The organism is Arsenophonus sp. PmNCSU2021_1 (assembly GCF_036919435.1).
GTDB classification, from domain to species: Bacteria; Pseudomonadota; Gammaproteobacteria; order Enterobacterales; family Enterobacteriaceae; genus Arsenophonus; species Arsenophonus nilaparvatae.
Window position 1 is genome coordinate 556,399 of record NZ_JAZHPL010000004.1, and the last position, 14,861, is coordinate 571,259.

18 protein-coding genes and 6 pseudogenes are annotated in these 14,861 nt (G+C 40.5%); 10 read left to right on the top strand and 14 right to left on the bottom strand.

The genetic code is table 11. The features are described from left to right. Positions 1-5: 5 nt before the first annotated feature. Together V3224_RS07540 and V3224_RS07545 are read right to left on the bottom strand one after the other, a co-directional pair. Entirely contained in the window at positions 6-629 is a 624-nt protein-coding gene (locus V3224_RS07540; RefSeq protein ID WP_334469647.1) for an FAD-binding oxidoreductase, read from the bottom strand. A 195-nt stretch (positions 630-824) separates the two neighbouring features. Next, positions 825-1,037: a hypothetical protein gene (locus V3224_RS07545; protein WP_334469649.1), complete on the bottom strand. Its 213-nt coding sequence runs from the start codon at positions 1,035-1,037 to the stop codon at positions 825-827. 95 nt (positions 1,038-1,132) lie between these two features. Between V3224_RS07545 and V3224_RS07550 the strand changes: the two are divergent. After that, positions 1,133-2,342: pseudogene (locus V3224_RS07550) on the top strand (IS256 family transposase). A 96-nt stretch (positions 2,343-2,438) separates the two neighbouring features. Here the strand turns inward: V3224_RS07550 and V3224_RS07555 are convergent. The 5 genes and pseudogenes from V3224_RS07555 to V3224_RS07575 all read right to left on the bottom strand — a co-directional run bounded on the left by V3224_RS07555 (position 2,439) and on the right by V3224_RS07575 (position 5,346). Continuing rightward, positions 2,439-2,801: a tyrosine-type recombinase/integrase gene (locus V3224_RS07555; protein ID WP_334469651.1), complete on the bottom strand. Its 363-nt coding sequence runs from the start codon at positions 2,799-2,801 to the stop codon at positions 2,439-2,441. Between the two features lie 2 nt (positions 2,802-2,803). Then, the gene (locus tag V3224_RS07560; RefSeq protein WP_334469652.1) at positions 2,804-3,778 is read right to left on the bottom strand and encodes an IS701 family transposase; all 975 of its coding nucleotides are present in this window, start codon (positions 3,776-3,778) and stop codon (positions 2,804-2,806) included. A gap of 112 nt (positions 3,779-3,890) precedes the next feature. Continuing rightward, complete coding sequence (locus V3224_RS07565; protein ID WP_334470382.1) at positions 3,891-4,232, bottom strand: hypothetical protein; 342 nt, start codon at positions 4,230-4,232, stop codon at positions 3,891-3,893. An 82-nt stretch (positions 4,233-4,314) separates the two neighbouring features. Then, positions 4,315-4,638: pseudogene (locus V3224_RS07570) on the bottom strand (BRO-N domain-containing protein); the annotation flags it as partial. Positions 4,639-5,079: 441 nt separating this feature from the next. Next, positions 5,080-5,346, bottom strand: a complete 267-nt coding sequence (locus V3224_RS07575) for a transcriptional regulator (RefSeq protein ID WP_334469653.1) — start codon at positions 5,344-5,346, stop codon at positions 5,080-5,082. Between the two features lie 232 nt (positions 5,347-5,578). Between V3224_RS07575 and V3224_RS07580 the strand changes: the two genes are divergently transcribed. Beyond that, positions 5,579-5,971, top strand: a complete 393-nt coding sequence (locus V3224_RS07580; RefSeq protein ID WP_334469654.1) for a hypothetical protein — start codon at positions 5,579-5,581, stop codon at positions 5,969-5,971. A gap of 73 nt (positions 5,972-6,044) precedes the next feature. On the opposite strand, the gene V3224_RS07585 is transcribed toward V3224_RS07580, so the two are convergent. Continuing rightward, positions 6,045-6,305 carry a hypothetical protein gene (locus tag V3224_RS07585; protein ID WP_334469655.1) on the bottom strand — a complete coding sequence of 87 codons (261 nt, stop codon included), beginning with the start codon at positions 6,303-6,305 and terminating at the stop codon, positions 6,045-6,047. A gap of 290 nt (positions 6,306-6,595) precedes the next feature. Between V3224_RS07585 and V3224_RS07590 the strand changes: the two genes are divergently transcribed. Both V3224_RS07590 and V3224_RS07595 read left to right on the top strand, forming a co-directional pair. Further along, positions 6,596-6,958 carry a super-infection exclusion protein B gene (locus V3224_RS07590; RefSeq protein ID WP_334469657.1) on the top strand — a complete coding sequence of 121 codons (363 nt, stop codon included), beginning with the start codon at positions 6,596-6,598 and terminating at the stop codon, positions 6,956-6,958. A gap of 23 nt (positions 6,959-6,981) precedes the next feature. Next, positions 6,982-7,119: a hypothetical protein gene (locus V3224_RS07595; RefSeq protein ID WP_334469659.1), complete on the top strand. Its 138-nt coding sequence runs from the start codon at positions 6,982-6,984 to the stop codon at positions 7,117-7,119. A 119-nt stretch (positions 7,120-7,238) separates the two neighbouring features. On the opposite strand, the gene V3224_RS07600 is transcribed toward V3224_RS07595, so the two are convergent. From V3224_RS07600 to V3224_RS07610, 3 genes and pseudogenes are all read right to left on the bottom strand, one after another. Then, positions 7,239-7,496, bottom strand: a complete 258-nt coding sequence (locus V3224_RS07600) for a hypothetical protein (protein ID WP_334469661.1) — start codon at positions 7,494-7,496, stop codon at positions 7,239-7,241. A gap of 81 nt (positions 7,497-7,577) precedes the next feature. Further along, positions 7,578-7,901, bottom strand: coding sequence for a hypothetical protein (locus tag V3224_RS07605; RefSeq protein ID WP_334469663.1), 324 nt, complete (start codon positions 7,899-7,901; stop codon positions 7,578-7,580). Positions 7,902-7,951: 50 nt separating this feature from the next. Then, positions 7,952-8,236 (bottom strand): annotated as a pseudogene (locus V3224_RS07610) (ATP-binding protein); the annotation flags it as partial. A gap of 70 nt (positions 8,237-8,306) precedes the next feature. Between V3224_RS07610 and V3224_RS07615 the strand changes: the two are divergent. Continuing rightward, a pseudogene (locus tag V3224_RS07615) lies at positions 8,307-9,281 on the top strand (IS701 family transposase). On the opposite strand, the gene V3224_RS07620 reads toward V3224_RS07615, so the two are convergent. Both V3224_RS07620 and istA (V3224_RS07625) read right to left on the bottom strand, forming a co-directional pair. After that, positions 9,241-9,807, bottom strand: a complete 567-nt coding sequence (locus V3224_RS07620; protein WP_334469664.1) for an ATP-binding protein — start codon at positions 9,805-9,807, stop codon at positions 9,241-9,243. The pseudogene V3224_RS07615 and the gene V3224_RS07620 sit on opposite strands and share 41 nt — an antisense overlap. Next, complete coding sequence (istA, locus tag V3224_RS07625; protein ID WP_334469665.1) at positions 9,804-10,826, bottom strand: IS21 family transposase; 1,023 nt, start codon at positions 10,824-10,826, stop codon at positions 9,804-9,806. Before istA (V3224_RS07625) ends, V3224_RS07620 begins: the two co-directional genes overlap by 4 nt. Before the next feature lie 85 nt (positions 10,827-10,911). Here istA (V3224_RS07625) and V3224_RS07630 point away from each other — a divergent pair. Further along, positions 10,912-10,992 (top strand): annotated as a pseudogene (locus tag V3224_RS07630) (tail assembly protein); the annotation flags it as partial. Positions 10,993-11,043: 51 nt separating this feature from the next. Next, positions 11,044-11,229, top strand: coding sequence for a hypothetical protein (locus V3224_RS07635; RefSeq protein WP_334469667.1), 186 nt, complete (start codon positions 11,044-11,046; stop codon positions 11,227-11,229). Here V3224_RS07635 and V3224_RS07640 read toward each other — a convergent pair. Continuing rightward, positions 11,226-12,200 carry an IS701 family transposase gene (locus V3224_RS07640; RefSeq protein WP_334469669.1) on the bottom strand — a complete coding sequence of 325 codons (975 nt, stop codon included), beginning with the start codon at positions 12,198-12,200 and terminating at the stop codon, positions 11,226-11,228. The genes V3224_RS07635 and V3224_RS07640 overlap by 4 nt on opposite strands. Positions 12,201-12,266: 66 nt before the next feature. Between V3224_RS07640 and gpJ the strand changes: the two are divergent. The 3 genes and pseudogenes from gpJ to istB form a co-directional block, all read left to right on the top strand. Next, positions 12,267-12,947: pseudogene (gpJ, locus tag V3224_RS07645) on the top strand (TipJ family phage tail tip protein); the annotation flags it as partial. An 88-nt stretch (positions 12,948-13,035) separates the two neighbouring features. Next, complete coding sequence (gene istA / locus V3224_RS07650) at positions 13,036-14,076, top strand: IS21 family transposase (RefSeq protein WP_334469671.1); 1,041 nt, start codon at positions 13,036-13,038, stop codon at positions 14,074-14,076. Next, positions 14,063-14,824, top strand: coding sequence for an IS21-like element helper ATPase IstB (gene istB, locus V3224_RS07655; RefSeq protein ID WP_334469673.1), 762 nt, complete (start codon positions 14,063-14,065; stop codon positions 14,822-14,824). Before istA (V3224_RS07650) ends, istB begins: the two co-directional genes overlap by 14 nt. Positions 14,825-14,861: the final 37 nt, after the last annotated feature.

The following is a 14,861-nucleotide window of genomic DNA, read 5'->3' on the forward strand; positions in this document are numbered from 1 at the left end:
AATTATTATTGTTCATTTCCCTCAATAACTTTATGTGGTCCAAAACACTCATAGTGGATGTGACTGGTATTTACACCCATGGCGAGCAACTGTTTGGCAATAAATTGCATAAAGTTGACTGGACCACAGAAGTAATAATGCATATTTTTAAGATTAAGCTGCTCTTTTACTTTTGACAGCTCCATTAACCCTTGGTATTGGTACTGTTCTTGTGGTCTATCTTGCTCTCGTGGATTGTTATACCAAACGGCACTGAAGCCATGAGTAAAATCAGTTAATTTATTTTTTACTTCATTAGCAAAGGCGTGATGTCCACCATGCTCTGTCGCGTGTAGCCAATTCAGTGGTGCTTTATGTTGTTGCTGATGTAACTTCTCCAACATACTTATCATCGGCGTTAAGCCGACACCGGCTGAAATTAGTGTTACTGGTGTATCGGCATTAACGACGAGAAAAAAATCACCGCAGGGTGGTGCCAGTTTGACGATGTCACCTTCTTTTATCTCATTATGAAGATAGTTTGACACACTTCCTTTTTCTTCACGTTTTACAGCGATACAATAACTTTTGCCGTTAGGTGCATTGGTTAATGAATATTGCCGAATTTGTTGATTACACGAGTTTCGCACCAATAAATAAACGCTCTATCTTTAAGTTTAATCCAGCATAATATATAAATAGACAGAATCTTATAAATCAAAAGCAACTTATTGTAATTTAATAAAATTTATGTGTTTTAGTAACTTGAAGATTAATCATCGATTTTAAGCCATTTCTAGTATTTTATACGCCTGTGCGAAACTCGTGGATTAGTGAGTTTTTCATTATCCTGTTAGGTAAAGAGTTAAATATTGTCCTGGGCGGAAATCGACTACTTCATTACCATCTTCTGGAATAAATTGAAAACTGGTGATCGTTTCGCTGCGCGGGATCTTTTTAGCCACTTTGAAATGACGTAAACCTCGCCAACCTCCGATACGCTCTTCATTTGTTTGGTAGATCTGCTCTTCACGGTTAATAAAGATATCGGCTAGCACGTGAAAAGCTTTAGCCCAGGCATGAGCCTGTACATAAATTTGTGTAATTGCCTGATTTTGATATGTTCAATCCAACATCAAATGAAGGTTAATTTATGGACGAAAAACAATTGCAGGCTCTGGCTAATGAATTGGCCAAAAATCTCAAAACCCCTGACGATCTCAGCCAGTTCGATCGTCTGCTGAAGAAAATCAGCGTTGAGGCGGCTCTCAACGCCGAAATGTCCCACCATCTGGGCTACGATAAAAATCAGCCCAAACCGGGTGCCAACTCCCGCAACGGCTATTCCACAAAGACAGTTACCACCGGCGATGGTCCTCTGGAACTACGCACTCCGCGCGATCGTGACGGTTCTTTCGAACCGCAACTGGTGAAGAAAAACCAGACCCGGATCACCGGGATGGATAACCAGATTTTATCGTTGTACGCCAAAGGGATGACCACCCGCGAGATAGCGGCTGCGTTCAAAGAACTGTATGACGCGGATGTCTCACCGGCGCTGGTCTCGAAGGTCACCGATTCCGTGATGGAGGAGGTTACCGAATGGCAAAATCGCCCACTGGATGCAGTCTATCCTATTGTTTATCTTGACTGTATCGTCCTGAAGGTCCGGCAGGACAGTCGCGTTATCAATAAATCCGTGTTTCTGGTCCTGGGTATCAACATCGAAGGTCAGAAAGAACTGTTGGGTATGTGGCTGGCCGAAAACGAGGGCGCGAAGTTCTGGCTCAGTGTGCTGACAGAACTAAAAAACCGTGGTCTGAACGATATCCTCATCGCCTGTGTCGACGGTCTGAAAGGCTTTCCGGACGCCATCAACACCGTGTATCCGGAAGCCCGCATTCAGCTGTGCATCGTGCATATGGTGCGTAACAGCCTACGGTTCGTCTCCTGGAAGGACTACAAAGCCGTCACACGCGACCTGAAAGCCATCTATCAGGCTTCCACGGAAGAAGCAGGCCAGCAGGCGCTGGAAGCGTTCGCCAGCGCATGGGACAGCCGCTACCCGCAGATAAGCCGGAGCTGGCAGACAAACTGGGCCAACCTGGCGACGTTCTTCTCTTACCCGGCAGACATCCGCAAGGTGATCTACACAACGAATGCCATAGAGTCCGCTGAACAGCGTGATCCGGCATGCCATCAAAAAGCGTAAGGTGTTCCCGACGGATGACGCAGTGAAAAAGGTGGTGTGGCTGGCAATCCAGGCGGCGTCACAGAAATGGACAATGCCGCTGAGGGACTGGCGTATGGCGATTAGCTGCTTTATTATCGAGTTCGGTGACCGCCTGGACGGTCACTACTGAGAAAAGGCATTTACACAGAATCGTGTACAGGGTCTGAAAATTCAATATGATAAAAAAATATTATCACCATAATTCACCATTCATCCACTATTAATTTTAAATTTCAATCCAGCTATCCTGCCTGTCATCCTGATATTTAGCTGTCATTTCTGCTGACTTGTGACCGAGTAATTTGCGAGTAAATTCACTCCCATTTTTTTCTGTATACAATCTTGCTGATAAACTTCGGATCTCATGAAATGATGGCGGAGTACCTTCCCATATCAAATTAGTTAGATCTCTAGCCTTTGAAAATCGTTTTGATATTCTTTCTGCAGAAATTTTTTTGCCATCATCATTGATTACATATTCTGAATTATTTTTGTTATTTTTTATGATATTTGATAATCGAATGCCTATTATTTCTAAACTCAAAGGGATGTTTAATTTAGTTTCTGTTTTTTCACGAGTTTCGCACAAAACTAATTTGGGTAAGCTAATAAAACACGGATTTGCTCAGTAATAGCACTTTTGATTACGTCCCAATTTTGTTGATAAAGGGTTATTTTTTCAGATATACGACGTTTATGTTGTTCAAACCACGCAGAAATAGCGAGAAAAATATGATTTCTTTGCGCTCGGCTCGTGCGAGCCTGACAGCGTTCAATACCACAGTTTTGTTTAACTTCTCGATGATAAACTTCAACAGACCAACGTGCATCCATGATAGATTTGAGGTATTGACGGGTGGGATTCTCTTTGTTTGTTACTATGTAATCAATACGGCCGTTTTTGGCTGTAAATTTGAAAACGGTTACCCAACCATATCCTCGCAAGTGTATTGACGTTCCTTCTTCTGAGATGTCTAACTTGTTCAGTTGTTTGTTATGGTTAACAATCCTATTTTTCCTCAGCGTGGTTACCCAGATCCAACCATGAGAGCGAATTGATTTCAGGTTATCCAGGCTAGAATACCAAGCATCCATCACTACGGCTTCTGGCATGATCCCTCTTTTTTTAGCAAGAGTGAGCATTTCGGAAAAGTGCGTGTTTTTTGTTTTTCCATCAGAATCTTTATCATAAATACGATAATTGATAGGAATTGATTCAACCTTCGTCAGATCATGCCAAAGCAAATTAACTAAACCTATGCCAGCAATAACCTCATGTTCATTACCTGAATATTGATAATGGACCATCACTATTTTTTTACTACGTGTTTTGGCAATCAATGTATCATCGGCAATTAGTACGCAAGGGCTTTTTTTGTCTATAGAAGGTTCAACTAATCGCCATAGGTCTTTAGGTCTAAAACATCTACTTTTTAGCCATCGGCTAACAGTGTCATGAGATAAAGGCGATGGGCTTACTTCTGATAACGCTAAACCAGAGTATCTTAAACTGCTTACTTGTAAGAATGTTTTATAGATATCTTTAATACATGGATAACCCGACAAAATATGAACACCCTGATTTTTTCTTGTTTTTAAATTTATACTTCTTTTTTGGAGATTGCGAAACTCGTGTAATTGATGAATGATTGCCCCTGAAAAGGGGCGTTAAGATTATTTAGTTACGTTGGAGGAAGCGATTGACGTTCGCTTGTTGCCATTTTTCAAGTGATTGGCTCATGACGCTATCGTGTTCGTGAGTACTGGCTTCTAACAGTTGTTGCATTTCACGAAGTACCGTATCGACATTTTCCTTATGGCGGAGTAAACGACGAATAACTTGTTTTTCAGCATCAAAAATAGCGGATTTGAGCGTACTGGTCATGCCGTAAATTCGTCGGCATTCTTCTGCGATTATCGATATTTGATTAACTTCAAAATGTTGAGGGGATGCAACTCCTGTCGCATGACGTAGCGCATACCAGATACCTTGCGTCCATGCTCTCAAATCTAAATCCATTCGCCATGCTCCAGACAAGATGAGCCAGATTGCGTGTGTCGTTATCGTTTAAAAGTTCAGGTGCTTCGGGTTGGTATTGAGGGTTACCAACTTCCTTGTCTAATATATCGAGTACCCATTTTCTGAATTCTTTGGCTACTGGAGTACGGGCAAACATAGCAACAAGATGAGCTCCACGTAGGGAGAATATACGAACAGTCTTTTCGTAATTTCCTGAGACCTTCAAATTGAGGGTCTCAGTCATATCACTAGAAAACTCATCGGAATTCCTTTCGTAAATTTGCGTCACAGCGTCAAAATTTTTATATTCTAGCGCCTTTGCAATTTCTACAGATGTTAAATATACACGGCAATTATGGTTAACAACATTGAAGTGAACATCATGAAATGAGAGTTTAGTATTCATTTATATTACGTCCTACTTGATTGTTCAATATTACCCATTGTTCAGATGGGCGGTCGGGCACTTGAACACCGCAAGTAGACGGTCAGCAATTTTCCCTTCGAAAAGGTATTGTATATTTTGCTCGCTACCCGACCATAACAATCTATGGACGTAAAAAAACGCATTACTTTCGGGCGCGGTATCCGCTACTTGGGTGTGTTCAGCACCTGATAGAAACTATAGCGCATGATTTCTTCTTTCGTCAATGGGTATTTTGGAAACTAAAATACCAGCTCTACTGGTTGGCTTAGGTTTCCCTGGTGTCGGAATATATTTTATGATTAATGATGAAGCTAAAAGGGCATGGCTTGTTTTATCTGTGAAAGTATTATTATCTCAACCAATAATCCAAAATAGATCGCTTAATGCGATCTAGGCATTCTCAGTATTCTATGCATTCAATTATTTTCTTTTACCTCCATATAGTGCAAATAACATCAAACGAATATGAAATACGGTCAATAATTGATTCAATGAATTTGTTTCAAACTTTAATTTAGCTGCTGCGATATCGCGCTGAACCAATCGGTAGTTGACTGAACGTAACACTGAAATCTGTTTTTGCGGAATACCAAAAGCAAAGAGTAATGATGTTTCAAATTCAACAGGGGTTAACTCTGGAAAAAGATTACGTAATTCTGGATATTGGGTAGGATCAATAATTCTCATGCGATACCTTCCATTGTATACAAATTAGCATGTTGTATTAACGATTGGGCTTCACAAATGAGCACAGGAAAGCTAGACTTTTTCATTAGCTTTAATTCCTACTTGGTTAGGGGTTTAGGGTTAGCTGTCTGCTGGGATGCGCGTCCTTTCAGTCAGCGATGATTTCTCATTGTTACTCTGAGTTCACAATGAAAATGGTTGTGTTATACTTCCCAAAAAGGAGGTATCTGTTATGGGTCAGGTTGCATTTGATACATTAAAATTTGTTGAAACGCTTGAAGGTGCTGGTTTACCTAAAGATCAGGCTAAAGCTATATCTCTGGCTGTCCGTGAATCACATCAAGCGGTTGATGTGGCAACCAAGAGAGATTTAGGCGATGTTCGTAAAGAAATAGACGGCAGATTTGACAAAGTTGATGCTCGCTTCGAGAAAATTGAGTCTCAAATTGCTGATGTTCGCAAAGACTTATCTGCTGAAATAACCAATGTCCGTAAAGATTTATCTTCTGAGATAGCACTAGTCCGTAAGGATGTTGAACATATTGCTAATGGACTGCTTTTAAAACTTGGTGGTGTAATCGTTGTGACTATTAGTGCTGCAACAGCAATACTCAAATTCTTCTAATTATTGCACTATAATTACCATAGGGCTGTTAGCTTAATGGTATAGCAGAGGGTTTAATTCTTCGGTTGCAGGTTCAAGTCCTGCACAGCCCGGCAATCTCACGATGTACCTTCATCAGTCTTAAATTCTCTTTTTTGAGACGATTATTTTCTTTTGTTAAGCAGTGTATTATCGTTTTGAAAGTTCTTGTTTCCATGTCGTCGTCATTCCATATATCAATGCTGCTTAAGTATTTCGCATCGCTCAAATTACGACTGGCATTAGTCACTCCTACCAAATTACCCATATTGGGATGTTTCGCTGTTACAATGCGTGGATTGTCCAATCTCATCATGTGTACTCCTTGTTAACATTTGCTGAAAAAATAGGATGTGTGCCCAAGTGCCACTTGGTGTCCGATTACAGTCATCACGGACGGGTAAACGCAATCAAACTATATTTAGCTATTTGAAAGATAATTTATAGTGTTGACTGTCCCACGAGCGCAGAGCCGCATTCACACATCCTTAAATTGATTTGATTGCCTACTTTTAACCACGTTAGGCGAGGTGGTTTCTCTTGTACCCCTACAGAGAGAAATAAGCTAAAATAATTTCACCCTTACAGAGTGAGAAAATTAAGCCTATGAACAACACTTGGTGGCAGGAATTTGTTCGTTTCTTCCTGCAAGGAATAACCCTAAATCGGTTGATTTATATGCTTATTATATTGATTATCTTAATAATCATTACACCAGCACAGATAAAAGAATGGATAAATTTTTACAATCCTGAAATTATTCCAAGTTATTGGATGTACTACACTCTATTATTTTGTGTTAGCTATGTTATAGCTTCCATTTTTGGTGCTACCTACAATTTTATAAAGCCTTTTTATTACTCACTGTTAAATTGGATATATAAGCGTAAAGCCGAAAAATATATAGACCAATTAACGGATGATGAGAAAGACTTTATTTGTTTGTTTTTAGATTTGAAGTACCAGTAAATAAGTTCAATAGGAATAACCCGTTGATAGAAACATTGGTTCAAAAAGGGATTCTGATTGATTTGGGCGCATTACCCTATCAGCAAGATAAAAATCAGTATAAAATTAATGAGTATTATTCTTCTTTGATTATAATAAAGCTTTCATCTAGATGGAATTAAACTTTAATTAAATACAAATCTGGATTTTATTATTGTTCATCTTTTGATTTCTCAAGCTGCTCTATAATATATCCAGCTAGCCTTAGTTATATTTGATTTTATATTACTTGAGCTAACTGTCATTTCAGTTCCTTATTTTTGAAGGCCCAATTCAATACATCATAAAGAAGCCATTTTTTAGATAATATATGAACTCCATCGTCACGAACAGGTTTAGGAAAGTCTTTTTCTAACATTATTATATTTTTAAGCGCAATATAATTAACGCCAAGTATCGATGATAGATAGGATAGATTACATTCAATTTTGTTATATTTAAGCATGACTAGTAGAGCATTTATGAACATTTCATCTTTAACTATATAATTTTTTCTCATATGAGACCTCGAAACTAATTAAGTATATGACGTCTAATCTTATTTTAGACAATAAATTTCATGATATTTATATTGCTAATCTTAACAATTAGCGGTGAATCCAAAATGTGATTTTGGCTTTTTGTTAAACCGTCTAGAAGTGTACAAAGCTGCTATGGGCAAACAGCAATTATCAAATGAGTCATAAACTTTAGTAGGGCGAATTGATATTGCTATTTCAATACGACTCATCACTTTTCTTTTTAGTGAAAGAGCAGGGCGTTTAGTGTTGGGTGGTGTTTGTTGCTGAGAGGGTTTACTTGGATTTAAGGCTGCTTTCAGTGCCATATTAAGTGCTTTGTTATATTCATAAGCTGTTTGCTTGGCTCTTCTACGCTCATGTCTACGACTACGTGTCAATGCCAACTGAATTCTGATCCACTTTGCTAAAGTAAAACTGATCCACCCCCTTTAATTTACTCGCTAAGTTCCGGTTTCAATTTTTTATGTAGCTGACCGCTTTTTAGCTTGTCTTTTAACCGATAACTTTGTCCACTAATCTGTACAATATGTGCATGGTGCAGCAATCTATCCAGCATAGCCGCTGTTAGCGTCTCATCGTCACCAAATGTACTTGACCACTGAGCAAAAGACAGATTACTAGTTAAGAGCACACTACCCGCTTCATATCGCTTTGCCACCACCTGGAAGAACAGGTTTGCTTCTTCCTTGCCAAAAGGTAAATAGCCAACTTCATCGATACACGAGTTTCGCAATCTCCAAAAAAGAAGTATAAATTTAAAAACAAGAAAAAATCAGGGTGTTCATATTTTGTCGGGTTATCCATGTATTAAAGATATCTATAAAACATTCTTACAAGTAAGCAGTTTAAGATACTCTGGTTTAGCGTTATCAGAAGTAAGCCCATCGCCTTTATCTCATGACACTGTTAGCCGATGGCTAAAAAGTAGATGTTTTAGACCTAAAGACCTATGGCGATTAGTTGAACCTTCTATAGACAAAAAAAGCCCTTGCGTACTAATTGCCGATGATACATTGATTGCCAAAACACGTAGTAAAAAAATAGAGATGGTCCATTATCAATATTCAGGTAATGAACATGATGTTATTGCTGGCATAGGTTTAGTTAATTTGCTTTGGCATGATCTGACGAAGGTTGAATCAATTCCTATCAATTATCGTATTTATGATAAAGATTCTGATGGAAAAACAAAAAACACGCACTTTTCCGAAATGCTCACTCTTGCTAAAAAAAGAGGGATCATGCCAGAAGCCGTAGTGATGGATGCTTGGTATTCTAGCCTGGATAACCTGAAATCAATTCGCTCTCATGGTTGGATCTGGGTAACCACGCTGAGGAAAAATAGGATTGTTAACCATAACAAACAACTGAACAAGTTAGACATCTGAGAAGAAGGAACGTCAATACACTTGCGAGGATATGGTTGGGTAACCGTTTTCAAATTTACAGCCAAAAACGGCCGTATTGATTACATAGTAACAAACAAAGAGAATCCCACCCGTCAATACGTCCAATCTATCATGGATGCCCGTTGGTCTGTTGAAGTTTATCATCGAGAAGTTAAACAAAACTGTGGTATTGAACGCTGTCAGGCTCGCACGAGCCGAGCGCAAAGAAATCATATTTTTCTCGCTATTTCTGCGTGGTTTGAACAACATAAACGTCGTATATCTGAAAAAATAACCCTTTATCAACAAAATTGGGACGTAATCAAAAGTGCTATTACTGAGCAAATCCGTGTTTTATTAGCGTACCCAAATTAGTTTTGTGCGAAACTCGTGCGATAATCAATAGTCTAGGTTTACTGATAACTCGGGTAAGATATCCTTTAAGGTCACCTTGTCGATCAGAGGTAAGCAGCTGCAACATCATGTCCGCCGCAGTTAGAAAACGGATGCTTAATCCCTGCATCGCAGCCCTATAGCTGATGGCAGTAGCAAGGTGGGTCTTACCGACACCAGACGGACCTAGCAACACGATATTCTCCTGGCGCTCAATAAAAGCCAGTCCAGCCAGTTCCTGTATTTGGTTACGGGGAACACCGCTGGCATATTTGTAATCAAACTGCTCCAACGTCTTTATCACTGGCAGCCCAAATAAACGGAGTATCGTTTGACGCCGACGTTCAGTAAGTCCTTCATACTGGAGTCGAAAAACAGACTCTAGAAAGTCAGCGAGTGTACCGTTCTTGTCGACAGTTCCTTGCGCTACAGCTGGCCACTCTGTGCTTAGTCTGTCCAGTTTAAGCTGCTGGTAGAATTTTTCGATGCGTTCATACTGAAGACTCATATCGGCATCTCCAGAATCGACTGATAGACGGACAAAGGATGTTGTAGGCTCTCGATAGGAATGGGGCGAGTCTGATGTATCGGTAAAGGAAATGCTTGCATGACTTTCGGCAGCGGCAACAGTGCCAAGCGTTCTTGTAGCATGCGCTCTTCCGGCGATACACCCGTAGTGCCGTGTTTACGTACATTAGCTATTGTACTCAGCCAGTCTCCAATACGTGAGTTGGCGGCGGTAGCATCCAAAGTAAGCCCTGCCTGACGAAATAACGCGGTTAGTGGAACAATGAAACTGTTCTTAAGATAGTGATTAAAAGGTTCAACCTTACCTTTAGTCTTCGCCCTGTATGGACGGCAGACTTTCGGACTGAAAGCATATTTTTCGGCAAGCTTGATAAGCTGTGGGTTCCAGCGGTGTTTACCAGGACCATAAACATCACGCTCAATGATAATGGTCTTCGCATTATCAAATAGCAGCTGACGAGGCGTACCGCCAAAATACTGTAGGGCTGACTCAATCCCGTCGCCCCAGGCTGCTGAATTTTGACAGGTGTAAAACCTAACAAAAGTGGAGCGACTCCAGCCTAACGTGGCAACGAATGCCATCAAAGGATTCTTCCCCTGTCTGATAATCGTGAAGTCAACCTGCATCTGTTCACCGGGTTCAGTCTCAAAGCGGACAACATCTTCAATAACGGTTTGTTTCATAGGATGAAGAAAAGCGGTCAGCAAGCTATAGCTGCCTGTGTAGCCTCGTTCACGGATCTCCCGTAGCAATACGCAGGCCGGTATCCAATCAGGTCTGGCCGCCTCTACGCGTTCGAGAATATATACCTTGAAGGGATCCAACTTACCGGGTCTAGGCGCTCTCGATTTATAACGCATATTCGCCGCCGCTTCAGTGCTACGAAGATATCGCCTCCCGGTTACTCTTGAGCATGAAAGCCGTCGCGCAATCGCACGTATAGACATACCCTGGCGATGTAAAACAGAAATTTCCACTCTGATCTCCAATGTTATCATCGGCAGTACCTTAAAACTGCCATATTTATTCTTAGTGGATCAGTTTTACATTAGCAAGTGGATCATTTTTACATTGGTAGCGACACCGTTATTGTATACCTTGGATAGAAAAGAGATAGGTGGGGCAATCATATCCGCGGGGATTTACACCGAAGACCAACGATAACATTAATTATGGACATTGATTCGTTGAGGCGACTTTTTTTATGGGTGAAATATGACAAACCTTATTTTGGGGGCGAAAGGCGGTGATGGCGGTGGACATAAACCCGTAGAGTCTCCTGATAGTTTGCTATCGGAATCAACCGCAAAATTACTCTTTGCCATTTCTGAAGGAGAAATTGCCGGGGGGTTAGATGCTACCCGTATTTTTCTAGATGGCACGAGTTTCGCACAAAACTAATTTGGGTACGCTAATAAAACACGGATTTGCTCAGTAATAGCACTTTTGATTACGTCCCAATTTTGTTGATAAAGGGTTATTTTTTCAGATATACGACCTTTATGTTGTTCAAACCACACAGAAATAGCCAGAAAAATATGATTTCTTTGCGCTCGGCTCGTGCGAGCCTGACAGCGTTCAATACCACAGTTTTGTTTAACTTCTCGATGATAAACTTCAACAGACCAACGGGCATCCATGATAGATTTGAGGTATTGACGGGTGGGATTCTCTTTGTTTGTTACTATGTAATCAATACGGCCGTTTTTGGCTGTAAATTTGAAAACGGTTACCCAACCATATCCTCGCAAGTGTATTGACGTTCCTTCTTCTGAGATGTCTAACTTGTTCAGTTGTTTGTTATGGTTAACAATCCTATTTTTCCTCAGCGTGGTTACCCAGATCCAACCATGAGAGCGAATTGATTTCAGGTTATCCAGGCTAGAATACCAAGCATCCATCACTACGGCTTCTGGCATGATCCCTCTTTTTTTAGCAAGAGTGAGCATTTCGGAAAAGTGCGTGTTTTTTGTTTTTCCATCAGAATCTTTATCATAAATACGATAATTGATAGGAATTGATTCAACCTTCGTCAGATCATGCCAAAGCAAATTAACTAAACCTATGCCAGTAATAACCTCATGTTCATTACCTGAATATTGATAATGGACCATCTCTATTTTTTTACTACGTGTTTTGGCAATCAATGTATCATCGGCAATTAGTACGCAAGGGCTTTTTTTGTCTATAGAAGGTTCAACTAATCGCCATAGGTCTTTAGGTCTAAAACATCTACTTTTTAGCCATCGGCTAACAGTGTCATGAGATAAAGGCGATGGGCTTACTTCTGATAACGCTAAACCAGAGTATCTTAAACTGCTTACTTGTAAGAATGTTTTATAGATATCTTTAATACATGGATAACCCGACAAAATATGAACACCCTGATTTTTTCTTGTTTTTAAATTTATACTTCTTTTTTGGAGATTGCGAAACTCGTGGATGGTACGCCTATCGGTAATGCTGACGGCAGTAAAAACTTTGAGGGCGTGACGTGGGAGTTTCGTCCGGGCAGTGAGCAACAGGCATACATCAAAGGTATTCCGTCAGTTGACAATGAAATTAGCATAAGCAGGGAGTTAAAAGATGAACAGCCGTATATCAGGTCGATAAATAATATCCAGCTATCAGCTATTCGGTTACGTTTTTCGGTACCACAACTTCTTGAACAACATGATAATGGTGATACCTCCGGTTACCGCATCGATTATGCCATTGACCTGTCAGCGGATGGGCGTGGCTACAAGGAAGTGTTGCATGCTGCCTTTGATGGAAAAACAACCAGTGAATATCAGCGCACACACCGTATCGATTTGCCTGCTGCCAAAACCGGCTGGCAATTGCGTGTTCGTCGTCTCACCCCTAACAAAAATACGGCGCGAATTGCCGATAAAGTGGTTGTTGCCGCCGTTACTGAGGTGATTGACGCAAAATTAAGATATCCTAATACCGCTTTATTGTTTATCACCTTTGATGCAAGACAATTTAATAATCGCATCCCTAAAGTCAGTTTGCGCCCCAAAGGTGGTTTGCTGGTAAAAGTACCCTCAAACTATGACCCTGTAAACCGAACTTATTCGGGCGTCTGGAATGGCACTTTCAAGTTGGCCGCGACGAACTGTCAGCGATCATGCAAAACTGATCCACTAACGATCATCTAAAACTGATCCACTTGGTATTATTCGTACATTTTTGTACGGGTAATTTATGTTAACCAAGGAGATATTTGTGGATATTCATGTTCGCGTTGCACAAGGACAAAGCCTTCGAAAAATTGCCCGTGAATTGGGCATATCCCGTAACACCGTAAAACATCATTTACAACAACAGACAATGCCAACTTATGCTAAAAGAAGTCAACAACCGACTAAATTAGCACCCTTTAAACCTTATTTGCTTCATCGAATTGAACTGGCTAAACCTGATTGGATCTCTGCAACAGTCTTATTTGATGAAGTAGTTGAAAGCGGCTATCAAGGCGGTATTGCTCAATTACGCCGATTTGTTTGTCAATTTAAACCAAGCATTGTTCCCGAAGCTGTCGTCCGTTTTGAAACACAGCCAGGTCAACAAATGCAAATCGACTTCACCAGCATCCGGCGAGGTAAAAAATCACTAAAAGCGTTTGGTGCAACGCTAGGCTATTCGCGTGCGAGTTATGTAAAGTTCTTTGATAATGAACGAGCAGAATCGTGGCAACAAGGTTTACGAGAAGCTTTCGACTACTTTGGTGGTGTACCACAGGAAATATTGTGTGATAACGCAAAATCCCTCATCATCGAACGGGATGCTTATGCAGAAGGTGAACATAAATTACATGTCGAAATGCTTCAAATGTCGAAAGATTACGGGTTTAAATTGTGTGCTTGCAAGCCCTACAGGGCAAAAACTAAAGGGAAAGTAGAGCGCTTTAACCACTATTTAAAAAACAGCTTTATCGTACCATTAAATACCGACCTTCGTGCTCATAATCTTGAACTGGACATGGAGATAGCCAATGCAAAAGTGGGGCCATGGTTACAACGAGTCGCTCATCAGCGGATTCATGGAACAACGTTAGAGAAGCCAGCAGATAGATTAGCTAAGGAAATTAAGTATCTTCTTCCTTTGCCAACAAGGATTTGCCAATCTATCCCGCAGACTAATGCGCTTAATATCCGTATCGTACCGCCGCTTGAATCTGTCAATTTGCAACACTCAATCAGCGTATATGAAGCATTGCTGGGAGGTGAACATGTTATTGCATGAACAAATTGAACACCTGTGTGAGTCATTGAAATTAAATTCTGTTCCGACTCATTGGTCATCACTTGCCCAACAGTGCATTGCCCAAGACAAAAGCTACGGAGAGTTTTTATTGTCCCTATTAAAATGTGAGCAACAACAACGAGATGAACGAACTCGCCATCTCTTTAGTCGGATGGTAGGATTCCCAACGCACAAAGAACTTAGTTCGTTCGATTTTAAGTTTGCAACGGGTGTTCCTAAGCAACAAATACAAGAATTAAGTGCATTAACGTTTATTGAACGTAATGAAAATGTCGTGTTGCTTGGCCCAAGCGGTGTAGGCAAAACGCATTTAGCTATTGGATTAGGATTAAAAGCAGTACAGGCCAGGAAGAAAACTCGCTTTACAACAGCGGCTGAACTGATGTTGCAACTCTCAACTGCTAAACGACAAAATAAGCTCAAACAATATCTATCACGTTCGGTAATGGCCCCGAAGTTGTTGATCATAGATGAGATTGGATACCTGCCATTTGGGCGAGAAGAAGCAAACCTATTTTTCAATGTGATTGCCAAGCGTTATGAGCATGGCAGTTTCATATTGACGAGTAACTTATCATTTGGACAATGGCCTGGTGCTTTTGCTGATGACGCAACATTAACCGCCGCTATGCTTGATCGTTTACTTCATCATTCGCATGTACTGCAATTGAGCGGTGAAAGCTATCGATTGAAAGATAAGCGGCGATCAGGAGCAATAACCGAGTAAAACAGTGGATCAATTTTGATTGATCGTATTTAGCTAA